General features: G+C 61.6%; 25 protein-coding genes and 1 tRNA gene. 16 read left to right on the top strand and 10 right to left on the bottom strand.

Annotated features, from left to right (window positions below):
• Positions 1-177 precede the first annotated feature (177 nt).
• Together M1D34_RS08580 and mgtE are read right to left on the bottom strand one after the other, a co-directional pair.
• Positions 178-564: a MerR family transcriptional regulator gene (locus M1D34_RS08580; RefSeq protein WP_003536722.1), complete on the bottom strand. Its 387-nt coding sequence runs from the start codon at positions 562-564 to the stop codon at positions 178-180.
• A gap of 84 nt (positions 565-648) precedes the next feature.
• Positions 649-2070, bottom strand: a complete 1422-nt coding sequence (gene mgtE / locus M1D34_RS08585) for a magnesium transporter (protein ID WP_010969209.1) — start codon at positions 2068-2070, stop codon at positions 649-651.
• A 223-nt stretch (positions 2071-2293) separates the two neighbouring features.
• Between mgtE and M1D34_RS08590 the strand changes: the two genes are divergently transcribed.
• The 3 genes from M1D34_RS08590 (at position 2294) to M1D34_RS08600 (ending at position 3667) form a co-directional block, all read left to right on the top strand.
• On the top strand, positions 2294-2812 hold the full coding sequence (locus tag M1D34_RS08590; protein WP_498781620.1) for a peptide deformylase: 519 nt from the start codon (positions 2294-2296) through the stop codon (positions 2810-2812).
• 79 nt (positions 2813-2891) lie between these two features.
• The gene (locus tag M1D34_RS08595) at positions 2892-3158 is read left to right on the top strand and encodes a hypothetical protein (RefSeq protein ID WP_498781622.1); all 267 of its coding nucleotides are present in this window, start codon (positions 2892-2894) and stop codon (positions 3156-3158) included.
• Positions 3159-3313: 155 nt separating this feature from the next.
• Positions 3314-3667, top strand: a complete 354-nt coding sequence (locus M1D34_RS08600) for a hypothetical protein (protein ID WP_010969207.1) — start codon at positions 3314-3316, stop codon at positions 3665-3667.
• Between the two features lie 258 nt (positions 3668-3925).
• Here M1D34_RS08600 and M1D34_RS08605 read toward each other — a convergent pair whose 3' ends face one another.
• From M1D34_RS08605 to M1D34_RS08615, 3 genes are read right to left on the bottom strand one after another with little or no spacing between them, the layout of a single operon-like run.
• Entirely contained in the window at positions 3926-5473 is a 1548-nt protein-coding gene (locus tag M1D34_RS08605) for a SpoVR family protein (protein ID WP_498781624.1), read from the bottom strand.
• Between the two features lie 12 nt (positions 5474-5485).
• The gene (locus tag M1D34_RS08610; protein ID WP_027990048.1) at positions 5486-6802 is read right to left on the bottom strand and encodes a YeaH/YhbH family protein; all 1317 of its coding nucleotides are present in this window, start codon (positions 6800-6802) and stop codon (positions 5486-5488) included.
• Positions 6803-6826: 24 nt separating this feature from the next.
• A complete protein-coding gene (locus tag M1D34_RS08615) occupies positions 6827-8776 on the bottom strand; it encodes a PrkA family serine protein kinase (RefSeq protein ID WP_003536736.1) in 1950 nt (649 codons plus the stop codon).
• Between the two features lie 278 nt (positions 8777-9054).
• Between M1D34_RS08615 and M1D34_RS08620 the strand changes: the two genes are divergently transcribed.
• Positions 9055-9225, top strand: coding sequence for a hypothetical protein (locus M1D34_RS08620; RefSeq protein WP_003536738.1), 171 nt, complete (start codon positions 9055-9057; stop codon positions 9223-9225).
• Between the two features lie 135 nt (positions 9226-9360).
• Here M1D34_RS08620 and M1D34_RS08625 read toward each other — a convergent pair.
• Positions 9361-9445, bottom strand: a tRNA-Leu gene (locus M1D34_RS08625).
• A 196-nt stretch (positions 9446-9641) separates the two neighbouring features.
• On the opposite strand from M1D34_RS08625, the gene lipB reads away from it, so the two are divergent.
• The 10 genes from lipB to M1D34_RS08675 all read left to right on the top strand — a co-directional run bounded on the left by lipB (position 9642) and on the right by M1D34_RS08675 (position 17091).
• The gene (gene lipB, locus M1D34_RS08630; RefSeq protein ID WP_013844301.1) at positions 9642-10361 is read left to right on the top strand and encodes a lipoyl(octanoyl) transferase LipB; all 720 of its coding nucleotides are present in this window, start codon (positions 9642-9644) and stop codon (positions 10359-10361) included.
• A gap of 183 nt (positions 10362-10544) precedes the next feature.
• A complete protein-coding gene (locus tag M1D34_RS08635) occupies positions 10545-10943 on the top strand; it encodes a helix-turn-helix domain-containing protein (RefSeq protein WP_003536742.1) in 399 nt (132 codons plus the stop codon).
• 89 nt (positions 10944-11032) lie between these two features.
• Positions 11033-12160, top strand: coding sequence for an S-(hydroxymethyl)glutathione dehydrogenase/class III alcohol dehydrogenase (locus tag M1D34_RS08640; protein ID WP_015007478.1), 1128 nt, complete (start codon positions 11033-11035; stop codon positions 12158-12160).
• 73 nt (positions 12161-12233) lie between these two features.
• Positions 12234-12674 (top strand): YaiI/YqxD family protein, encoded by a 441-nt coding sequence (locus M1D34_RS08645; RefSeq protein ID WP_003537410.1) that lies wholly within the window; start codon positions 12234-12236, stop codon positions 12672-12674.
• 22 nt (positions 12675-12696) lie between these two features.
• Positions 12697-13356, top strand: coding sequence for a DUF1345 domain-containing protein (locus M1D34_RS08650; protein WP_127542000.1), 660 nt, complete (start codon positions 12697-12699; stop codon positions 13354-13356).
• A 16-nt stretch (positions 13357-13372) separates the two neighbouring features.
• Positions 13373-14206 carry an S-formylglutathione hydrolase gene (fghA, locus tag M1D34_RS08655; RefSeq protein WP_010969204.1) on the top strand — a complete coding sequence of 278 codons (834 nt, stop codon included), beginning with the start codon at positions 13373-13375 and terminating at the stop codon, positions 14204-14206.
• Between the two features lie 33 nt (positions 14207-14239).
• A complete protein-coding gene (gene crcB / locus M1D34_RS08660) occupies positions 14240-14617 on the top strand; it encodes a fluoride efflux transporter CrcB (RefSeq protein WP_028011641.1) in 378 nt (125 codons plus the stop codon).
• Positions 14618-14655: 38 nt separating this feature from the next.
• Complete coding sequence (locus M1D34_RS08665) at positions 14656-15648, top strand: RluA family pseudouridine synthase (RefSeq protein ID WP_498781630.1); 993 nt, start codon at positions 14656-14658, stop codon at positions 15646-15648.
• Complete coding sequence (locus tag M1D34_RS08670; RefSeq protein WP_498781632.1) at positions 15648-16313, top strand: HAD-IA family hydrolase; 666 nt, start codon at positions 15648-15650, stop codon at positions 16311-16313. The genes M1D34_RS08665 and M1D34_RS08670 overlap by 1 nt, the downstream gene beginning before the upstream one ends.
• Positions 16306-17091 (top strand): ATP12 family chaperone protein, encoded by a 786-nt coding sequence (locus M1D34_RS08675; RefSeq protein WP_498781634.1) that lies wholly within the window; start codon positions 16306-16308, stop codon positions 17089-17091. Before M1D34_RS08670 ends, M1D34_RS08675 begins: the two co-directional genes overlap by 8 nt.
• A gap of 161 nt (positions 17092-17252) precedes the next feature.
• Here M1D34_RS08675 and sugE read toward each other — a convergent pair whose 3' ends face one another.
• From sugE to M1D34_RS08690, 3 genes are all read right to left on the bottom strand, one after another.
• Positions 17253-17567 (bottom strand): quaternary ammonium compound efflux SMR transporter SugE, encoded by a 315-nt coding sequence (gene sugE / locus M1D34_RS08680; protein WP_014529703.1) that lies wholly within the window; start codon positions 17565-17567, stop codon positions 17253-17255.
• Between the two features lie 164 nt (positions 17568-17731).
• On the bottom strand, positions 17732-19042 hold the full coding sequence (locus tag M1D34_RS08685) for a replication-associated recombination protein A (protein ID WP_498781636.1): 1311 nt from the start codon (positions 19040-19042) through the stop codon (positions 17732-17734).
• Positions 19039-20436, bottom strand: a complete 1398-nt coding sequence (locus M1D34_RS08690; protein ID WP_498781638.1) for a DegQ family serine endoprotease — start codon at positions 20434-20436, stop codon at positions 19039-19041. The genes M1D34_RS08685 and M1D34_RS08690 overlap by 4 nt, the downstream gene beginning before the upstream one ends.
• A 389-nt stretch (positions 20437-20825) precedes the next feature.
• On the opposite strand from M1D34_RS08690, the gene msrP reads away from it, so the two are divergent.
• The gene (gene msrP / locus M1D34_RS08695; RefSeq protein ID WP_013844298.1) at positions 20826-21767 is read left to right on the top strand and encodes a protein-methionine-sulfoxide reductase catalytic subunit MsrP; all 942 of its coding nucleotides are present in this window, start codon (positions 20826-20828) and stop codon (positions 21765-21767) included.
• Positions 21768-21769: 2 nt separating this feature from the next.
• Positions 21770-22420, top strand: a complete 651-nt coding sequence (msrQ, locus tag M1D34_RS08700) for a protein-methionine-sulfoxide reductase heme-binding subunit MsrQ (protein WP_498781640.1) — start codon at positions 21770-21772, stop codon at positions 22418-22420.
• 438 nt (positions 22421-22858) lie between these two features.
• On the opposite strand, the gene rplQ is transcribed toward msrQ, so the two are convergent.
• A complete protein-coding gene (gene rplQ, locus M1D34_RS08705; protein ID WP_003536492.1) occupies positions 22859-23284 on the bottom strand; it encodes a 50S ribosomal protein L17 in 426 nt (141 codons plus the stop codon).
• Positions 23285-23301: the final 17 nt, after the last annotated feature.

Here is a 23301-nt window from a genome sequence, read left to right on the forward strand (position 1 = left end):
CCAGAAGCGCCGTCTGCGGCGCGGAAGCGTCCGTTCAGCTGGCTGGATTCATGTGACACGCAGGAATGGGGGAGTTTTGGGGGGCGGTACGCGAGCGTTCGCGCGCGGATTATGCGAGCCGTCTTTCGCTGATTGCATTGGCTTGCGAAACGAATGGGCAAAAACTCAAACGGACCCTCAGGTGCCGACACCGATTTCGGCAAGACGCGTGAGGCAGGCCTCTTCGACATTGTCGAGTTCGCTAAGTGTGTCTTCGATGTCCTTGCGCTTCTGCCGCAAGTCCTCGCGCTTCTCCTCGACGCGTTTGATCAAGAGCTGCAACTGGCCCATTTCACCCGGCGGATCCTTGTAGACCTGAATGATCTCGCGAATTTCGGCAATGGTGAAGCCAATGCGCCGGCCACGCAGGATCTCCTTTATGAGGTGCCTGTCGGCGGGGCGGAACAGACGCGTGCGGCCACGACGCTCCGGATGAATCAGTCCCTCATCCTCATAGAAGCGCAGTGTCCGGGTCGAGATGCCGAATTCCCGGGTCAGCTCGGTAATGCTATAATATTTGTTCACGCAGCCATTCCATCAAAGACGCGCCCTAACTATTGTTGACTTTGACGTAAAAGTCAAACACGGCGCGCCCGCTTGCGTCGCAACTCAGCTGATACTGAACCACCATGTCGCGATGCCGAGAAAGCTGAAGAAGCCGGTTATGTCGGTGACGGTCGTCACGAAGACGGCGGAGGAGACCGCCGGGTCGGCACCGTATCTTTCGAGCAGAATCGGGATCAGGATGCCGGCGAGTGCGGCGGCCATCATGTTGATCAGCATCGCGGTCGCGATGATGCCGCCGAGGTCGGGATTCTGGAACCAAAGTCCCGCAACAAGACCGATGAACCCACCGAAGATCACGCCGTTCAGGAGTCCGACGCCCGCCTCGCGGCGGATGATTCTCGGCGCGTTGTGAATATCGAGCCCCCGGGTCGCGAGCGCACGCACCGTTACGGTCATGGTTTGCGATCCGGCATTGCCGCCCATTCCTGCGACGATCGGCATCAGGACCGCAAGTGCGACGATCTGCTGGATCGTGGCGTCGAACAGGCCGATGACCGAAGCAGAAACGCAAGCCGTCATCGAGTTGATGAAAAGCCAGGGAACGCGTGAGCGTGCGGCTTCCGCGACCGAGTCCGACAGTTCTTCGTCACCGACGCCGCTCAGGCGCAGGAAATCCTCTTCCGCCTCTTCCTGGATCACGTCGACCACGTCGTCGATCGTCAACACGCCGACGAGCCGGCCGTTTTCATCGACGACGGCGGCCGAGAGAAGGTCGTACTGTTCAAAAAGCTGCGCCGCCTCCTCCTGGTCCATTTCCGCCGGCACGGAATGGCTGGTATCACGCATGATCGCATCGATCTTTACCGAGCGCTTCGCGCGCAGCACCCGGTCCAGATCGACTGCCCCGAGCAGCTTGAAAGTCGGATCGATGACGAAGATCTGCGTGAAGCTTTCGGGAAGGTCGTCGTCCTCGCGCATGTAATCGATCGTCTGGCCGACGGTCCAGAAAGGCGGCACCGCGACGAACTCGGTCTGCATGCGCCGCCCGGCGGTGCTCTCCGGATAGTCGAGCGAGCGGCGTAGGCGGACGCGCTCGGTAAAGGGAAGCTTGGCGAGGATCTCTTCCTGATCCTCCTCGTCGAGATCCTCGAGAATGTAGACCGCGTCATCGGAATCCATCTCGCCGATCGCCTCGGCAATCTGCTCGTTCGGCAGATGTTCGACGATGTCGAGACGGATTCCTTCATCGACCTCGGTCAGCGCAGCCAGGTCGAAGTCCTTGCCGAGCAGCAGAACCAGAGCGATACGCTGCTCCGGCTGGATCGCCTCGATAAGGTCACCGAGTTCCGAGGCATGGAGGCCGGCGACATGCTGGCGAAGATAGATGGTATCGCGATCCGCGATCGCGGCGCCGACATGCATCAGGAAATCGGAGCGTACCGACCCGTCTTCGGCGTAGATGTCCGAGCCGTCGTGGACAGCGATTTCGTCGGAACCGCGGTCGTCGTCGCCGGTGCTGCTCATGGACCCGCCCCTCCAGAGATTACCGCCGTCCGAGCCCGCGCCGGAAACGGCTCCTCTGCCCTGCTAGCGCAAAGCTCCGCCTGCGTCCACAGTCGAGACGAGATCGGCGATCCGCCTCGGAACATTTATCCAAGCTGTTGCAAAAACATATGAAATGATGAAACGAATGTGAGGATCCTAACGGGCGCCGGCCCGACCACTGACCCGAGCAGAGACATTCCTCATGGCCGTCCGACCGATCATACGCTTTCCAAGCCCGCTGCTGACGACGTCAGCCGAACGGATCGGCCGGTTCGATGGCACACTTCGCCAGCTATCAGACGATCTCGTCGACACGATGCGCGCCGCCCCCGGCATAGGCATCACCGCGTCCCACGTCGGCATCCTGCAGCGGCTGACGGCCATCGAAGTCGATCCGCAAATGGGACCGCGCAGCTTCGTCAACCCGGAAATCGTCTGGCAATCGAGCGAGATGGAGCGGCACAGCGAGGGCAGCGTCTCAATGCCGGGTGTCGCCGAAGAAGTGGAGCGGCCGGTGCGCGTGCGCGTCAGCTTCCAAACTCTGGACGGCGAGACACGCGAGGAAGAAGCCGAGGGACTGATGGCGGTCTGCCTGCAGCATGAGATCGACCAGCTCAACGGTATCTTCTGGATTCGGCGGCTTTCCAGGCTAAAGCGCGAACGCGCCGTCAAGCGGTTCGAAAAATTTAACCGAGCCGAAGCTTTTCCCGGCACGCAATGATTGCGGCACCCCTTCGATCTGCCGTAAACCGTTTTCCGGTCGGCCACCGGCTCCAAAATAGCAAGGCGAAGGACAATCGATGAAGAAAATAGCCCTGATGCTTCTCTGCGTGGTTGCGCTTGCAGCCTGCACCGCAACCCCTCGCGACCTGGAGCCGCTTCCCGGAAGCCTCATCTATGGAGAAACTGCCTCCTCTCGGAAGACCCGTGCCGCCCCGGGGACCATGATCCAGAACCGGTTCCTCCATAAGGGCACCATGGTCTTCGAGACCTATGAGGTTCAACCCGACCATACATATAAGCTCGTTCGCCGCAGCGTGGCCGACTCCTGGCCGCCCGGCGACTGATCACGGAACATTGTCGGCCTCCGCTCCGTTCCCTACTGCATGTATCCTCGGATCCTAGCCGGTCCAAGGACAAAAAATGCAGCAATTCAAGGTGCTACACCGACCTTTCGCCTCCTTGAGGCGCGGCGCTGTAGATAGCCAGTGGAGTCAAAGCGATGGCCAAATATCTTGACGAACGCGGCGATCCGGCCTCGGCAACGCACGGAGCGGATCGAGAGAATTTCACCGGTGAGGAAGCCAAGCAGGGACGCACGGGCGTTCCGGTGCTTGGGGTCCTCGTCGGCGGACTGTTCCTAGCCCTCCTCGCCTGGGGCGCCGTCGAAATCTGGGGTGAAAGCACCGACAACGACCGCCTCACGGAAACGGAACAGGTTCAGCCGGCGCCCTCTCCGGAGCAGACAGGCAGCGTCGGCACCGGGCAGCCCGTCCCGACCGACCGGGATCCCACGGCACAGACCGGGACCGGCGGCGAGTCGCAGCAGGTTTCCCCGGAGGGGACCGAGAAATAATTGCCGGGTCGACCTGAAATCATGAGACGCGGGATGCGAGCGGAATACTTGTCCCGCCCCAAAGCGCATATCGGAGGACTGCAATCTCTCCTCTCCTCATCTCTGTGCTTGTCACAGAGATCCAGCAGCGTCGCGTCTGCGGCGCGGGAAGCGTTCTTTCAGCCCAAGGACTTGGTCTGGCTGGATCCCTGTGACAAGCACAGGGATGAGGTGATCAAACAAGCCGCGGCGGTAATCCCGAGTCTCATCAGGCCTTAGCTAGTCCGACAGTTCCTCAGTCGAGCACTCGTAGAGCGTCTCGCCGCTCTCCATGTCGACGCTGGCGAGGCTCACCTCGTAGCCCCACAGACGGCGGACGTGGCGCAGAGTGGCATCGCGGCTGTTCTCCTCTAGGAGCACCCCATTCTTCACATTGTGCTGCAATCGCAGGTGCCGGTCGCCCAGCAAATCGACATCCATGACCTGGATATCCGGCTGGCTGCTTCCGATGTCGTAGCTGCGGGCGAGAGCGCCGCGTATCGTTTCGTAGCCGCGCTCGTTATGGATGGATGCCACTTCGCAGAAATTGTCGTCCGCCTCGTCCGTCAGCAGAAACAGCCGAAACTTGCGAATCAGCGCAGGGCTCAGGAACTGCAGGATGAACGACTCGTCGCGGTGGTTCGCCCAGGCATCGAGAAGCGTCTCGCGCCAAAGGCCGGTGCCGGCGATTTCGGGAAACCAATCGCGATCCTCCGCCGTCGGCGCGACGCAGATGCGCTCGATGTCCTGCATCATGGCAAATCCCAGCGCATAGGGGTTGATCCCCGGAAAGCGGGGATCGTCGAAGCCCGGCTGAAAGACGACATTGGTATGACTCTGGAGAATCTCCAGCATTGCGCCTTCGCTTATTTTACCCTGGTCGAACAGATTGTTCATGATGGTGTAGTGGACGAAGGTGGCGCATCCCTCGTTCATGACCTTCGTCTGCCGCTGCGGATAGAAGTACTGAGCGATCACGCGAACGATTCGCAGTATCTCCCGCTGCCAGGGCTCAAGGATGAGGCTGGTCTTCTCCAGGAAATAGAGCAGGTTCTCTTCCGGGAGGTTCAGTGATTTTTTCCGCTCCGAGAGCTCCCGTTCCAACTGCGTCGGATCGTTGTTCTCCCCCGCGGGCGGAAGCGTTCTCCACAGGTCGCTGAAGGTCTGCTCTTCATATTCCAGCCTCTCGCGCATCCGCTCCTGCTCTTTTTCGGTCGACAGGCGCGGCGGCCGTCGGTAGCGGAAGACGCCCTGCTCCATGAGTGCATGGGCAGAGTCGAGGATCGCCTCGACTGCCGGCGTTCCGTGCCGCTCTTCGCATTTGCTGATGTATTTCTTCGCGAAGTCCATATAGCTGAGGATTGCGCTGGCGTCGGTCCACTGCCGGAAGAGGTAGTTGTTCTTGAAAAAATGATTATGGCCGAAGGCTGCATGTGCGGTCACCAGGGCCTGCATGGCCATGGTGTTCTCCTCCATCAAGTAGGTGATGCAGGGATTGGAGTTGATCACCAGCTCATAGGCGAGGCCGCGCCGGCCCCTGCGATAGAGATGATCCTCGAAAACGAAGCGCTTCCCGAAGGACCAATGCTGGTACATGAGCGGCATGCCCACCGACGAATAGGCATCCAGCATCTGCTCGGAGGAGATGATCTCGAGCTGATTGGGGTATACGTCGAGACCGAGATCTTCGAGCGCGATCTCCTCGATGGCATCGTAGGTGCGCGCCAGTGTCTCGAAATTCCAGTCGGAACTCTGGAACAGAAGGTTTGAGGCGGCGCCTTTTGACATCCCGGTCCCTTTTCACTTGCGCAATTGCATTTCCGGCTGCTTGCCGAAGAGTTTTCGGAAAACGGGGTAGATATCCGCCGGTTTCGCGATGCGGGTCATCTGGAAATTCGGCCATTCGCCGTCGACGGTGCGATAGGCCCGCCAGAGCGAAGTCCCGTTATCGGTAGTGCCGAAAATCTCCGTCTCTCGCTCATCGATAATCTCGACATAGGCGTAATATTGGCAAAGTCCCATCAGTTCGTCGTGAAGAAGGGAAGCGCAGCGTTCGGAGTCGCCTGAAATATTCTCGCCGTCCGACGCCTGCGCGGCATAGATGTTCCATTCGTGGGCAGGATAGCGCTCCCGGATGACGCGCAGCATCTCCTCCAGCGCGGTGGAAACGACCGTGCCGCCGCTCTGCTTGCTGTAGAAGAAGGTATTCTCGTCGACCTCGCCGGCCTCGTCGGTGTGCCGGATGAACACGATGTCGATCCGCTCATAGCGGCGCTTGAGGAAGAGGTGCAGCAGCACGAAAAAACGCTTGGCGAGGTCCTTCTCCCGCTCCCCCATCGAAGCCGAGACATCCATGAGGCAGAACATGACCGCACTCGCATTGGGCAGCGGCTGCGGCTCGAAACGATTGAAGCGAATGTCCACGGGATCGACATAGGGAATCCGCCGGCGCCGGCGCTCGAGCCTGTCGAGCTTCTGGCGCAGCTCCTCTAGGCGCTGCCGGTGCTTGATGCGGCCACGCGGCTCCGTCTCGAGCTCTGCAATCTCGTCGGCTAACGCCTCGATTTCCCGGCGCGACGGCCGCCGCAATGCGATGCGGCGTCCGTAGCTGTTGCGCATGGTGCGGCCGACATTGATGTTCGTCGGCGAGCCGCTTGCGCTGAAACCGGCGCGCCGTCGCTTGAAGGTAACCGATTCCTTCAGATTGAGCTTCACCATGTCGGGGAGCTCGAGGTCCTCGAAGAAGAGATCGAGCACCTCCTCGCGTGAAAGGACGAACTGAAACTCGTCTTCGCTTTGGCCGGTGCCGGCACCGGCATTGCCCGCACCGCCACCTGACCCCCTTTTGGGAATACGGTCTCCCGCCGCGAACTCCCGGTTTCCCGGTAGGACGTGGCGCCGCTCGCCGCTGTTGGAGTCCGGCTGGAAAGCGGGCTCGTTGACGCCACGTGCGGGCATGGACACGTTCTGTTCGGCATCGACATCCGCGATCTTGCCCGACTTGACCCGCTCTTTGATGGTTCGCTTCAGTTCCTCTCGTGCCCGTTTCAGGAAGCGTTGCCTGTTACCGAGACTTTTGTCCTTCGGATTGAGGCGACGGTCGATGAAATTCGGCATTAGCTAACCCCCGCATCCGCAGCCTCAACCCGCCTTGTTTACACGCATGTACCAGTCGACGAGACGCCGCACCTGCCGTTCGGTGTACCCGCGCTCCTTCATGCGCTGTACGAATTCAACATGCTGCTTCTCCGTGGAGCTGTCCTTCTTCGACCCGAAGCTGATGACCGGCAACAGGTCCTCGACCTGGCCGAACATGCGTTTCTCGATGACCTCGCGAAGTTTTTCATAGCTCGTCCAGGACGGGTTCTTGCCATGGTTCTTGGCCCGCGCCCGCAAGGTGAACTTGACGACCTCGTTGCGGAAGTCCTTCGGGTTGGCGATGCCCGCCGGTTTTTCGATCTGAGACAGTTCGCTGTCGAGGATCTTGCGGTTGAGGATCTGGCCGGTGTCGGGATCCTTGAAGTCCTGGTCCTCGAGCCAGGCATCGGCATAGGCGATATAGCGGTCGAACAGGTTCTGGCCGTATTCGCTGTAGGACTCCAGATAGGCCTTCTGGATCTCGTGACCGATGAATTCCGCATAACGGGTGGCGAGTTCCGACTTGATGAAGTCGAGATAGGCTGCCTCCGTTTCCTTCGCAAACTGCTCGCGCTTGATTGCCTGCTCCAGTATGTACATCAGATGTACGGGATCGGCCGCGACCTCCTTGGTGTCGTAATTGAAGGCCTCGGACAGGACCTTGAAGGCGAAGCGGGTGCTGACGCCGGTCATGCCCTCGTCGACGCCGGCAGCGTCCCGATATTCCTGCACCGATCGCGCCTTCGGGTCGACATCCTTGAGGTTCTCGCCGTCATAGACGCGCATCTTGGTGTAGAGAGACGAGTTCTCGTGAGGAACGAGCCGGGTGGAGACGGTGAAGCGGCTCAGTATCTCCAACACCTCGGGTGCGCAGGGATTGCTGACCAGTTCGCTCTCGCGAAGAAGCTTTTCGTAGATCTGCTTCTCCTCGGTGACGCGCAGGCAATAGGGCACCTTGACCACCAGGATGCGGTCCAGGAATGCCTCGTTGTTGCGGTTGTTCTTGAACTGCAGCCATTCCGATTCGTTGGAGTGGGCCAGAATGGTGCCCTGAAACGGGAATGCGCCGAAGTTTTCCGTACCGTTGTAGCTGCCTTCCTGGGTCGCCGTCAAAAGAGGATGCAGGACCTTGATCGGCGCCTTGAACATCTCGACGAATTCGAGCAGCCCCTGCGTCGTGCGATTCAGGCCGCCGCTGTAGGAGTAGGCGTCCGGGTCGGCCTGGCTGTAGTTCTCGAGCTGGCGGATATCGACCTTGCCGACAAGCGAGGAGACGTCCTGATTGTTCTCGTCGCCCGGCTCGGTCTTGGCGATGCCGATCTGACGCAGGCGCGACGGCATCAGCTTGACGACGCTGAACTTGGATATGTCGCCACCGACCTCGTCCAGCCGCTTGGAGGCCCAGGGAGAGATCAGGCCTGTCAGCCTCCTACGGGCGATGCCGTATTTGTCTTCCAGGAGATCGGCCATGCGTTCGGGATGGAACAGGCCGAGCGGCGATTCGAAAACCGGGCTGATCTTGCCGTCGACCATCAGCGTGTAGATCGGTCGCAGTTCCATCAGCTTCTTCAACCTTTCGGCGAGCGAGGACTTACCGCCGCCGACCGGCCCCAGAAGATAAAGGATCTGCTTGCGCTCCTCGAGACCCTGGGCGGCATAGCGGAAGTAGCCGACGATCCGCTCGATCGTGTCTTCCATGCCGAAGAAGTCGGAGAAGGCCGGGTAAATTTTGATCGTTCGGTTTGCGAAGATCCGACCTAAACGCTCGTCAGCGCTGGTATCGACGAGAATCGGGTCTCCAATTGCGTCCACCATTCTTTCCTGAGCGGTGGCGTACATGCTTTTGTCATCGCGACATGCGAGGAGATATTCCTGTAGACTTATCTCTTCTTGCGCTGCACTCGTATAAATCTCCGAAAAGAGATCGAAGACGTCAGATTCACTCCTTTGCATCGTGCTCTCCCGCGGCGGGCCGCTTGGTTGAAACGGGCTCGCTGCCTTTCGGCATCTGCTTCAGGTGAACGGTTTTCCTAGCTTCAAAGTTCCTTCACATAACCGACACTGAAACGGATACCGAAGCAGCAGCCAGCGACGAACATCCGCTTATCAGTTCGGGACCGACCGATCGGCGCCTCGTGAAAGTTGTGAGGCGCACTCCGCAAGACTCGTCGCTCTGTCACCCCATCATGCCGGCGCTTCTCGCGAATCCGTCATGACAAGCGAATCATAACTTGTCCCTGCTCATTCGCCGACTTTTTTTTTGCGATTCCACGAATTTAGCCATCAACAACATCATGCAGGACGGTGATTTCGTGATCGGGCACCGCCATATCGATGCGTTGGCGGGCGCTCCGCATCGGCACGGAGCAGAGACCTGGACGACGCTGCGGCCCGAGGCATGACGCCGAGCCATTATGCGCCGTAGTTCAGAGGATAGTCCTCGCGTCCTACCGCGTCCAGCAACAACGTCGTGAAGGAGGATTAAAAATAAAAAAACCCGCGGAACCATCTGGTTACGGGGGCTTCTTCATCTTAGATGGTGCGGTCGAGAAGACTCGAACTTCCACGGGTTGCCCCACAGCGACCTCAACGCTGCGCGTCTACCAATTCCGCCACGACCGCATCGTGGTAGGTGCCGATTGCGTCGGCGGGGCTGCATGTAGCAAAAGGATTCCGGGTGCACAAGTGCATGACGACAGAAATTTGACGAGAAACAAAACTATTTCGATCGGCTCCCCGCGAACCACTGGAAACGCTGGACTCTTGCCGTCGGCGACCCCATGTACAGGCCGGAAAAATCAGCATTCGCAAGGTTCCCATGCAACGCGAAGACCTTATCCAGAGCATGTTCGCTCCGCCGGATGCACCGCCGGTGCGGTGGCGCATTGCGCCTTCCCTCGTCGATTATCCGGAGGCCGTCGAGACGATGGAACGCGAGGCTGCTGCGATCGCGGACGGCACCGCCGACGAGCTGGTCTGGCTGGTCGAGCACCCGCCGCTTTACACCGCGGGAACCAGCGCCAACGCCGCCGACCTCGTGATGCCGGATCTGCTCCCGGTTTTCGCAACCGGAAGAGGCGGCGAATACACCTATCACGGTCCCGGGCAGCGGGTCGTCTACGTCATGCTCGACTTGAAGCGCAGACGCCAGGACGTCCGCGGATTTGTCGCCGCACTCGAGAGCGTCATCATCGCCACGCTCGATTCCATGAACGTCAAGGGCGAACGCCGTGAAGATCGTGTCGGCGTCTGGGTGCGCCGCCCGGAGAAGCCGCCGCTCATGGACGGTTCGATGGCAGAGGACAAGATAGCGGCCATCGGCATTCGCTTGCGCAAATGGGTGAGCTTTCACGGGTTGTCGTTGAACGTCGATCCGGACCTCGAGCATTTCGGGGGCATCGTGCCTTGCGGAATTCGCGGCTATGGTGTCACCAGCCTCGTCGATCTCGGTCTGCCCGTCATGATGGCCGACGTCGATATCAGGCTGAGGGAAGCCTTCGAAAGGGTCTTCGGCCCGACCCGCACCGAGAACGAATAGCAGGGTTCCACGGCACGTTGCTCGGTCCGGAAATGGCGGCAAAGCCGCTTTTAGCCGTCTTTTTGCCGCTTCACATTGCCCCATCCGCAAGGAAAAGCCTATAAGCTCCCTTCACCTTCGCCCCACCGCGGGCAGTCAGGGTGCCTCGGCACCCGACAACGACAACAGGCGAAAGGAGCTACCATGCTGTTATCAACCGAGAATGCGATTGCACGTCTGCGCGAGACAGGAGACGGCGATACGCTGGGCGGTCGTATCTGGAGAGCCCGTGACGCGACGGGGCTCTCTACGAAGGAGCTGGCCAGCAAGCTCGGTGTCCGCAACGACACCATTTCTTCCTGGGAACGCGATCGCGCCGAGCCACGGGCCAATCGCCTGTTCATGCTGGCCGGCGTGCTTGGCGTGACGCCCGCCTGGCTGATGGCCGGTATCGGACGCGCACCGGATGATAGCACTGGAGATGCTTCGGGGGACGAACTTCGCAAGCAGCTAGATCTCGTAAAGAAGCTGCATGAGCAAACCGCCGAGGCCATTGCGGCGCTCGAGATGGAATTCGAACGCCTCGACCAGGACGTTCGGTGATCGGATAGGATTTTTCCTCTTGCCGGTGGCGGCCGGCGCGATATGACGGTCGCCCCGCCTCGTTGTTCTTAGTTTGATGGAGTAGAGAAATGGACGTACGCGCCGCCGTGGCCTTGGAAGCCGGCAAGCCGCTGGAGGTCATGACCGTGCAGCTCGAAGGCCCGCGGGCCGGCGAGGTGCTGGTCGAGGTGAAGGCGACCGGCATTTGCCATACCGACGATTTCACGCTGTCGGGCGCGGATCCGGAGGGGCTGTTCCCGGCGATCCTCGGTCATGAGGGCGCCGGCATCGTCGTCGATGTCGGCCCCGGCGTCACCTCGGTGAAGAAGGGCGACCACGTCATCCCGCTCTATACGCCGGAATGCCGCTCCTGCCCCTCCTGCCTCAGCCGCAAGACCAATCTGTGCACCGCCATCCGCGCCACCCAGGGGCAAGGGCTGATGCCGGACGGCAGCTCGCGGTTCTCGATCAACGGCGACAAGATCCACCATTATATGGGCTGCTCGACCTTTTCGAACTTCACCGTGCTGCCGGAGATCGCGCTCGCCAAGGTCAATCCGGACGCCCCCTTCGACAAGATCTGCTATATCGGCTGCGGCGTCACCACCGGCATCGGCGCGGTGATCAACACCGCCAAGGTCGAGATCGGCGCCACCGCCATCGTCTTCGGTCTCGGCGGCATCGGCCTCAACGTCATCCAGGGGCTTCGCCTTGCCGGCGCCGACATGATCATCGGCGTCGACCTCAACAACGACAAGAAGCCCTGGGGCGAAAAGTTCGGCATGACCCACTTCGTCAACCCGAAGGAGGTCGGCGACGACATCGTCCCCTATCTCGTCAACCTGACGAAGCGCGGTGCCGACCAGATCGGCGGCGCCGACTACACCTTCGACTGCACCGGCAACACCAAGGTCATGCGCCAGGCGCTCGAAGCCTCGCATCGCGGCTGGGGCAAGTCGGTGATCATCGGCGTCGCCGGCGCCGGCCAGGAGATTTCGACCAGGCCGTTCCAGCTCGTCACCGGCCGCACCTGGATGGGCACCGCGTTTGGCGGCGCGCGCGGCCGCACCGATGTGCCGAAGATCGTCGACTGGTACATGGAGGGCAAGATCGAGATCGATCCGATGATCACCCACACCATGCCGCTCGAGGACATCAACAAGGGTTTCGAGCTCATGCATTCCGGCGAGAGCATTCGCTCTGTCGTCGTCTACTGAGTTCGCAATCTCACTCAGGAAAGCGCCGGAGATCATTGAATCCGGCGCTTTTTCTCCCGCCGGAAACTACTCGATGATCTATGTCGATGCCGATGCATGCCCGGTAAAGCCGGAAATCCTGAAGGTGGCCGAGCGCCATGGTCTCGAGGTGACCTTCGTCGCCAATTCCGGCCTGCGTCCCTCGCGTGATCCGATGGTTCGCAACGTCATCGTGTCGGCCGGTTTCGACGCAGCGGATGATTGGATCGCCGAACGCGCCAAGGACGGCGATATCGTCGTCACTGCCGACGTGCCGCTTGCCGTGCGCTGCGTCGGCGCCGGGGCACTCGTCACCGGTCCGACCGGGCGCGTCTTCGACGAGACCAACATCGGCATGGCATCCGCGATGCGCGATCTCTCGGCCCATCTCAGGGAGACCGGGGAAAGCAAAGGCTACAACGCCGCCCTCACCTCCCGCGACCGCTCCGCCTTTCTCGAAACGCTTGACCGACTCTGCCGACGGGTAAAAAGGTAGAACCGGCGAACGGAGGCGACGAATGGATCGGAAGGCAGGCCTGCGGCACTGGCCGTTCTATCTCGCCCTGACGGGCGGGTTGCTCAGCCTGCCGATCGGTTTTGCATTCTTCCGCGCAGAAGCAATCGAGGTCGCCGCCATCCTCTTTTTCCTTATCTATCTGTCGATCACGGCTTTGCGGCTTCCCAAACTGACTGGCAGCTATCTCGAGGCCAATGCGCGCGACACGGGCGAGCCGGAGCCGATCATCTTTCTCGTGACGCTCGTTGCCGCGGCAACTTCGCTGGTGGCCCTGTTCCTCGCGCTGAACCGCGCCGGGGGCGGCGGCACTGTGGGGCTGTCCATCGCCTTCGCAGCGGTTGCGCTCGGCTGGGCGACGATCCACACCATGGCGGCGCTGCATTATGCTCATCTTTACTGGCTTGCCGGCCGCAATGATCCCGCCAGCATTCCCGCAGCGCGCGGTCTTGCATTCCCGGAGACCGACAGCCCCGGCGGATACGATTTCCTCTATTTCGCCTTCGTCATCGGGATGACGGCGCAGACTTCGGACGTCGCCATCACGACAACGGCGATGCGCCGCGTCAACCTGATGCACGCGATCGTCTCGTTCTTCTTCAACACGGTGCTCGTCGCCGCCGCCGTCAATGCCGCGGTTCAGCTTGCAGGCGCCACCCCATGAAATTCAGGAGCCAAGAATGAAAGTAATCTCGCAAAACACGGCCTTCGGCGGCATGCAGGGCGTCTACGCTCATGATTCCACGGCCTGCAAGGGCGAAATGACCTTCGCCGTCTTCGTCCCGCCGCAGGCGATCACGGAGCCTCGCCCCGTTCTCTGGTATCTCTCCGGCCTCACCTGCACCCACGCCAATGTCATGGAGAAAGGCGAGTACCGGCGTATGGCCTCGGAGCTGGGGCTCATCATCGTCTGCCCGGATACGAGCCCAAGAGGAGCGGATGTTCCCGATGAGCTCACCAACTGGCAGATGGGCAAGGGCGCCGGCTTCTATCTCGATGCAACGGAGAAGCCCTGGGCCGAGCACTATCGGATGTACAGCTATATCACAGAAGAACTCCCGGCCCTCGTCGGCCAGCATTTCCGCGTGGATATGGGCCGCCAGGGTATCTTCGGCCACTCGATGGGCGGGCATGGCGCCATGACGGTCGCTCTCAAGCACCCCGAGCGTTTCAAGAGTTGCTCCGCCTTCGCGCCGATCGTCGCGCCGTCTTCCGCCGACTGGTCGGTCGGTGCCTTCGAGAAGTATCTCGGCCCCGATAAGGCCGCCTGGCGGGAATACGATGCCTGCGCCCTCGTCGAGGACGGCGCCCGCTTCCCGGAATTCCTGATCGACCAGGGCAAGGCGGATAGCTTCCTCGAAAACGGTCTGCGCCCCTGGCTGTTCGAAGAAGCCGTCAAAGGAACGGACATCGGGCTTACGCTCCGGATGCACGAGCGTTACGACCATTCCTATTATTTCATCTCGACCTTCATGGACGACCATCTCAGGTGGCACGCCGAGAGGCTCGGCTGACATGATGCAGCCTTCTCGGATCGGAACGATTTGATGAACCATATCCTCCTCGTCGGTGCCGGCGGCGCCCTCGGCTCCGTCCTGCGCTACCTCGTCGGCCTCTGGATGCTGCAGCGCGCCGGTCCCGCCTTTCCCTGGGGGACGCTGTTCGTGAACGTCACTGGCTCCTTTCTGATCGGTTTTCTGGCGGAGTTCATCATGCACAAGATGGGTGCCTCGCCGGAAATGCGCGTGTTCCTGATCACCGGCGTGTTGGGGGGCTACACGACGTTCTCGGCCTTTTCGCTCGACGCGATCGCCCTTCTGGAACACGGGCAGACGATGAGTGGCCTCGCCTATATCGTGGCGAGCGTCGGTCTTTCGATACTTGCCGTGTTCGCCGGGCTGGCCCTGATGCGCGCAATGGTCTAAAGCCAGCCTTTAAGGAAAAGAAGGCGGATTTCTGCAAGATGGCGGGCATAGAACACAGGCAGGTTGACAGCGACGAAGCGGGAATGCGTCTCGACCGCTGGTTCAAGGTGCATTTCCCCGGACTGGGCTTCGGTCCGCTGCAGAAGCTGCTGCGTTCCGGACAGATCCGCGTGGATGGGGCGCGGGCAAAATCCGACACGCGCATACAACCCGGTCAGACGATCCGCATCCCACCGCTGGGCGTCGATCCGAAGGAAGCGAAATCCGGGCCGATCGGAGGCCGTGACCTGCGCCAATCGCCGGACGGCGAGCTTCTGTCGCGCATGGTGCTGCATGAGGATGCCAAGGTCATCGTGCTCAACAAACCGGCCGGCCTTGCCGTTCAGGGCGGCTCGGGCGTCAACCGGCATATAGACAAGATGCTCGAGGTCTGGACCAGCCAGAAGGGCGAAAAACCGCGCCTCGTCCATCGTCTCGACCGTGATACGTCGGGCGTACTTGTCGTCGCCCGCACGCGCGGGGCTGCGCAGCAGCTGACCGCGGCGTTTCGCGAGCGCGACACCAAGAAGACATACTGGGCCCTGGTCAGGGGCGTGCCGCGCAAGCGGGAAGACAAGATTTCCACCTGGCTCGTAAAGGAGCCCACGCCCGATGGCGACCGCGTGCGGATTGCCAAGCACGGCGAGGATGGCGCCGACCACGCCATCTCCTATTACCGGATCGTCGAGCAAGCCGGTCAGAACCTCGCCTGGCTGGAAATGGAACCCTACACCGGCCGCACGCACCAGCTGCGCGTCCACGCCGCCCATATCGGCCATCCGATCATCGGCGATCCGAAATACTTCGAAGCCGACGTCAACTGGACCTTCCCCGGCGGCATGCAGAACCGGCTGCATCTTCACGCGCGGCACATAGACATTCCGCATCCGAACGGCGGGCGGCTGAAGATCACCGCTCCCCTGCCCCAGCACATGGTGCAGAGCTGGAACCTGCTCGGCTTCGACGAGAACGCCGCCGGCGAGGAAGAGTGATGAAGCTCGTCCTTTTCGATTGCGACGGGACGCTCGTCGACAGCGCGGGACTGATCCATGAGGTAATGGCCCGCACCTTCGAGGCGTTCGATCTGGATCGCCCGACATCGGACGCGACCAAGGCGATCATCGGCCTCACCCTCGATATCGCGATTGCCCGGCTCATGGGGCAGGAACACGTCGACCAGCGGGCGACCGCAATGACGGCGCATTACAAGTCTATATTCGCTTCGGTACGAGGCGAGCCCGGCTGCAGCGAAGCGCTGTTTCCGGGCATTGCGGAGATGATGCAGACTCTGGCCGGACGCGACGAACTGCTGATCGGTGCCGTCACCGGCAAATCGCGGCGAGGTCTGACGCATATCGCGGCGACGCATGGATTCGACAAGATTTTCTTCGTCTCCCGCACTGCGGACGACTGCCCCTCGAAGCCGCATCCCGCCATGGTGATGGAGTGCTGCGCGGAAGCCGGAGTCGATCCCCGCGACACGATCGTGATCGGGGACGCGATCTATGACATGCAGATGGCGAAGGCCGCCGGCGCCGATGCCCTGGGCGTCGCCTGGGGCTACGCCAGTGTGCCGGAGCTGATGGTATCCGGCGCGGATCACATCGCCCGCGAGCCGGCAGACATAATCGAATGGATGGACCGCAACCATGCCTGATATTCGCGACGAACTGAGTGGTACGCTGAGCCACGACGATCCCGTGCGCCGGGCCCAGATCCAGATGCAGAAACCGCTGCCGAAACGCTTCTACAAGCAGGCGAGCGCCGCACCGGCGGATGACGGCGGATACGCCGTGCTTCTCGACGGAAGGTCGGTGCGCACACCGGCCAAACGGGCGTTCACCGTTCCTACCGAAAAGCTCGCGGGGCTGCTGGCAGCCGAGTGGGACGCCCAGACCGAAGTCATCGATCCATCGGCGATGCCGCTCACGCGGATCGTCAACACCGCGATCGACGGGGTTGCGCTCGACGATCGTGCGGTCTTCGACGACATTCTCCATTTTGTCGGCAGCGATCTCCTCTGCTATCGGGCCGATAGCCCGAAGGAACTCGTCGCTCGGCAGAACGAACACTGGAATCCGATAATCGACTGGGCCGCCCGGACGCTCGGCGCCCGGTTCATTCTCGTCGAAGGCGTCATCCATCAGGAACAACCGGCGGAGGCGGTCTCGGCCTTTGCCGAAGGCCTGCGCGGCTTTGCGACACCCCTCGGCCTCGCCTGCCTGCACACCGTCACCAGCCTGACAGGATCCGCGCTGCTCGCCCTTGCCCTCGCCATGGGCAGGCTCTCCGCCGAACAGGCATGGGCTGCCGCTCATGTCGACGAGGATTGGCAGATCGAACAGTGGGGAACAGACGAAGAGGCGTTCAGACGCCGCGAAAACCGCTGGCGGGAAATGCTGGCTGCCGCGGTCGTGCTCGACGCGCTGAAGTGACGATGAGGGTGGCTCGCCCCTCATCCGCCTGCCGGCACCTTCTCTCCGCCAGCGGGGCGAAGGGGACTCGTTGCGCCAACGGCTTGTCCCTTCTCCCCGTCTATAACGGGGAGAAGGTGCCGGCAGGCGGATGAGGGGCAAAATTTCAGCAGTCGAACCCGTCAGCCGACGAGCTTCAGACCGGCGATGCCCGCGACGATGAGGCCGATGCAGCCGAGGCGCATCGCCGTTGCGGGCTCTGCGAACAAAATGATGCCGAGAATGACCGTACCCACGGTGCCGATCCCCGTCCAGACGGCATAGGCCGTGCCGAGCGGCAGCGAACGCACCGCTATTCCGAGCAGAACGACGCTCAGGATCATCGACCCGACCGTCAGCACAGTCGGCGTGAACCGCGTAAATCCATCCGTGTATTTGAGACCGATCGCCCAACCGATTTCGAGAATTCCGGCGAGCAACAGCGTGAACCAGGCCATTTCGAACTCCTTCATGTGGAGCGAGGCCGTCCCCGCGGAAGTTCGGATCCATTCGATCCGTGCAGCCGTCTGCGATGTGATCCTTCTATGCCACGGGCTCATCCGGACAGCAAGGCATCCTCTGGCACGGCAGCCCTGCTGGCGTGACAGAGCTGGATCGGCCCTCACGAATTCCGGTCGCGCCGAAGCTTGTTCCACCACTCCAGCCGCTTGCGGATCTCGCGTTCGAAGCCGCGCTCCGGAGGGTCGTAAAAGGTCTTTCTGCCCATCTTCTCGGGGAAATAATCCTGGCCGGAAAATGCGTCGGGCTCGTCATGATCGTAGCGATAGCCCTCGCCGTAGCCTTCCCCCTTCATGAGCTTCGTCGGAGCGTTGAGAATGTGCTTCGGCGGCAGCAGAGATCCGTTCTCCTTGGCCGCGCGCATCGCCGCCTTGTAGGCGGTATAGACCGCGTTGGACTTCGGCGCCGTGGCGAGATAGACGCAGGCCTCTGCAAGAGCCAGTTCCCCTTCGGGGGACCCGAGATAATCATAGGCATCCTTGGCGGCATTGCAGATCGCCAGTGCCTGCGGATCGGCGAGGCCGATATCCTCGACCGCCATCCGCACGAGCCGTCTACCTATATAGAGCGGATCCTCCCCGGCATCGAACATGCGGCAGAGATAATAGAGCGCCGCGTCCGGATCGGACCCCCGAACGGACTTATGAAGCGCCGAGATCAGGTTGTAATGACCGTCCTGGCCCTTGTCGTATACCGGCGCGCGGCGCTGGACGATCTCCTGAAGCCCGGCGGAATCGAATATCTCGTCCCGGCGCGCCGCCCGCCATACCTCTTCCGCGAGCGTCAGCACCGCGCGGCCGTCCCCGTCCGCCATGCGGATCAGGCTGGCGCGAGCCTCGTCATCCAGCGGCAGCGGTTTGCCCTCGGCCGCCTCCGCCCGCTTCAGGAGTTCCTCGAGGCTGGCTTCGTCATGCGGCTTGAACGTCAAGACGCGGGCCCGCGACAAAAGCGCGGCGTTAAGCTCGAAAGACGGGTTCTCGGTGGTGGCGCCGACCAGGATGACGGTGCCATCCTCCATGACCGGCAGGAAGCTGTCCTGCTGCGCCCGGTTGAACCGGTGGATCTCGTCGACGAAAAGCAGCGTCTGGCGCCCCGACATGCGCCGGGCGCGGGCTGATTCGAACACCTTCTTGAGGTCCGCAACGCCGGAGAAGATTGCCGAAATCTGCTCGAATGCGAGACCTGCCTCGCCTGAAAGCAGGCGGGCAACCGTTGTCTTGCCGGTTCCCGGTGGGCCCCAGAAGATCATCGATCCGAGGGATCCGGAAGCGATCATCCGTGTGAGCACGCCGTCCGGGCCGGTCAGATGCTCCTGGCCCGTCACCTCCGCCAGCGTGCGCGGGCGCAGGCGATCCGCAAGCGGCCTTGCCGAGGCCATTTCCGGAGGCTCATGGGGGGCGAAGAGGTCGCTCATCGGAAGAACTGACGGATGATCTGACCGTTGCGCTCGATCTCGACACGCCAGAAGGAGGCATCCTCGGCGACGACGCTTTCCAGCGTCTTCGAACTGTCGATTGCCGTCCCATTGACCGAACGAACGATGTCCTTCGGTTCCAGGCCGATACGCGCAGCCGGCGAGCCGCGATTGATCTCCGTGATGACCACGCCCTGCAGCGACGTGGGCATGCGCAACTCGTCCGCAAGCCGGGGCGAGAGATTTGCCACGACAGCGCCGGCGAAGGGATTGCGCCCCTCGATCAGCCGTTCGTCTCGTGGCTGCGTTTCCGGCGCCCGCTCAAGCTTGAGGGTGATTTCGCGCGAACCGCCGTTTTCCGAAATCGTCACACGCGCCTCGTGACCGATCCCCACGGTGGTCAGACGATAGCCGAGCGCATCGGGGTGTTCGACCGGTATGCCGTTGACGGCGGTGACCACCTGTCCGGGGCGCATGCCGGCGCTCTCGGCCGGACCGCCTGCGACGACCGCCGTCACCAGCGCCCCGCGCGCCCGCTCAAGCCCAAGCGCCTCGGCCACGTCGGAGGTCACCGGCTCGAAGGTCGCGCCGACGAAGGGACGGATGAACGAGCCGTTGCCTCCTTCAGCGGAGGCAACGAAAACCTTGACCAGGTTGGCGGGGATCGCAAAGCCCACACCGTTGGAACCGCCGCCTCTCGAAAAAATCGCAGTATTGATGCCGATCAACTCGCCCTTCATGTTGATCAGGCCGCCGCCGGAATTGCCCGGATTGATCGCCGCATCCGTCTGGATGAAAAAGCCGAAATCGCCGTTGGAGATCTGGTTGCGGGCGAGCGCCGACACGATGCCGCTCGTCACCGTCTGCCCGACGCCGAAAGGATTGCCCATCGCCAGCACCAGGTCGCCGACCTCCACCGCGTCGGAATCACCGATCGGGACGATGTCGAACGGACCGTCCGACTGGATTTTCAGGACCGCCAGATCGAGGCGATCATCCTTCAGGATGATCTTGCAGGGAAACTCACGCCCGTCGGCCAGCGCCACCTTGATATCGTCGGCCCCCTCGATGACATGGTTGTTGGTCACGACCAGGCCATGGCGGCCGACGATGACGCCCGACCCCAGAGACGACTGCTTCTCGGTGCGATTCGGCATCCGCTGCCCGAAGAATTCCTCGAAGAAAGGGTCCCCGGCAAAGATCGAGCGGCGCTCCACCACGCGCTCGGCATAGACGTTCACGACTGCATTCGCAGTCTGTTTGACGAGTGGCGCGAAAGAGAGCTGCATCTCCGACCGCGACTGCGGCACGGTCCGGGCATCCTGGGCCATCGCAGGTGTCGAAATGGCAACAGCAAGCGCGAGAGCCGCGAGAGCTCGATGGCCGAAGATCATGAAGCATTCTCCCTTTCGTTGCTGCTACGTTCAGATAGGATTTCGCACGGAAAAAGGCAAACCTGCCGCCCGACAATTCAGCGTAACGGAGCCGCAAGGACGGATCGTTTCATCAGGGAATTCATGGGAGTACACACTGCGCTCCGATGCTCGGCCTACTGCATGTCTCCTTAAATCGACCTCGATTTAAGGACGAAGACATGCAGCACTTCAAAGTGCTACAGCGACCTTTGCGCGTCTGATAAGACGCGCGGCGCTGTAGGCCTCCCAAGGACGCAGGCAACGTTCACGAGTCATGCACGAAAACGTGGTCTCGCCAGCCTTTTCCGGTGAACGAAACTCTGCTCATTTGCGTATTAGAAAAAGCCGAATGACACCGAGGAGACCCCATGCCCAGCTATCGCGCGCCGAAGATTGCCGCTGCCGAAATCACACCGGAGCGCTTCTTCCTGGATCGGCGGACTTTCATCGCCGCCGCGGCCGGAAGCCTGGCCCTCAGCGTACCCAAGCCAAGCCGCGCGGCCGCACTCGAGGCGTCCAAGAGCACGTACAGGGCCGATGACCCCGCAACGCCGGAAAAGGACGCCACCACCTACAACAACTTCTATGAATTCGGGACGGGCAAAGGCGATCCGGCTGCCAACTCGGCAAACTTCAAGCCGGCGCCCTGGACGGTGAAGGTCGACGGATTGGTCGGCAAGCCGCGGGAATTCGGCCTGGAGGAACTCCTGGCCTTCCCTCTCGAAGAGAGAATTTACCGGATGCGCTGCGTCGAAGCGTGGTCAATGGTCATTCCCTGGATCGGCTTTCCATTGGCCGCGCTCCTCGACAGGGTCGAGCCGCTCGGAAGCGCGAAATATGTCGCCTTCGAGACCGTGGTCCGGCCCGAGGAAATGCCGGGCCAGTCCGGTTATTTCCAGCCCCTGGAATGGCCCTACCGGGAAGGCTTGAGGCTCGACGAAGCGCGCCACCCGCTGACGATCCTCTCCGTCGGGCTCTATGGCAAGACGCTGCCGAACCAGAACGGCGCACCGATCCGCCTGGTGGTCCCGTGGAAATACGGCTTCAAGGGGATCAAGTCGATCGTGCGCATCTCGCTCACCGAAACGCCGCCGCCGTGCACCTGGAATCTCGCCGGGCCGAGTGAATACGGCTTCTATGCCAATGTGAATCCGGCCGTCGATCACCCCCGCTGGAGCCAGGCGACCGAAAACCGTATCGGTGAAGGCGGCTTCTTCGGCGCCAACCGCCGCGATACGCTCCCTTTCAACGGCTACGCAGAGGACGTCGCGAGCCTCTACGCCGGCATGGACCTCAGCGTGAATTTCTGAGGATGCGGAGCCTTCCTGCCCTGCCGAAGCGATTGCACGGCCCTTCGATCTGGGCGCTCTATATACTCGGCTTCCTACCGGCAGTCTGGGGGTTCTATCTGGGAGCCACCGGTCGGCTGCCCGGAAATGCGGTCAAGGAATTCGAGCACCTGCTCGGCATCTGGGCCCTGCGCTTTCTGATTGCCACGCTGGCGATCACGCCGATTCGCGACCTGTTCGGCGTCAACTGGCTCAGATACCGCCGCGCCCTGGGCCTCCTCGCCTTTTATTATGTGATGATGCATTTCCTCACATATATAGTGCTGGACCAGACGCTCCTTCTCCCGGCGATTGTCGCCGACATCGCCCGTCGTCCCTTCATCACCATCGGCATGGCGGCCCTCGTGCTGCTCATCCCGCTGGCGGTTACATCGAACAACTGGTCGATAAGGCGCCTCGGGCAACGATGGAACAAGCTTCACAGGCTCGTCTACGTGATCGCCGCGGCCGGAGCGCTGCATTTCGCCATGTCGGTCAAGGTCGTCGGCCCCGAGCAAATGCTGTATCTCTTCCTTGTGGCGGTCCTCGTCGCCTGGCGCGCCGTTAGAAAGCGGTTTCTGCGGTGGCGGCGACAGGGCACCGCACCCATGCGGTCGCAAGCCAGAGCGGGATAAAGGCACAACGGGCCAGTGGGGAAGAGCACCGGCCAAGGTCTCGCAAGCCAGGCCACGTCCTTGGGCTCAAAGGGATCTCCCGCCCCGCAGACGCGGCGCTGCTGGATCCCTGTGACGAGCACAGGGATGAGGGGGGCGGAGAGGCACAGTCCACTTCTCATAGCCGGTGTGGAAAGTCCGGAGTTGGCGTGCATATTCGCAAGCGAAAGTTTCCGTTGCGCCCTCGCACTCCCTCTCCCTCATTCCTGTGCCTGTCACAGGAATCCAGCCAGCCCAAGTCTTTGGGCTGAAAGGACTTCAGCGCCGCAGACGCAGCGCTCTTCCCTGCGACAAGCACAAGGGATGAAGACCTACTTCCACTTTCAAATAGAACGAGAAAAAGCGGCCGGGTGAAATTATCACCCGGCCGCTTTCATTCTTTGGTCAGCTCTGACGAAATCAGGCCGCTTCGGCTGCTTCAGCTTCGGCAGAAACGCGGGCGCGGTCCTTCGAACCCTTGGCGTCGACGTCGCGGTCGACGAATTCGATGACGGCGAGCGGGGCATTGTCGCCCTGGCGGAAGCCTGCCTTCATGATGCGCAGATAGCCGCCGTTGCGGGTGGCGTAGCGCGAGGCAATCGCGTCGAACAGCTTCGAGACGACGGCAACGTCGCGGATCTGCGAGATCGCCTGGCGGCGGGCATGCAGATCGCCGCGCTTGCCGAGCGTGACGAGCTTTTCCACGATCGGGCGGATTTCCTTGGCCTTCGGCAGGGTCGTGACGATCTGCTCGTGCTCGATCAGCGAAGCTGCCATGTTGGCAAACATCGCCTTGCGGTGGCTGGCGGTTCTATTCAGCTTGCGGCCGGCTTTACCGTGGCGCATGGCTATTCTCCTTTACT

Source organism: Ensifer sp. D2-11 (genome assembly GCF_054161295.1).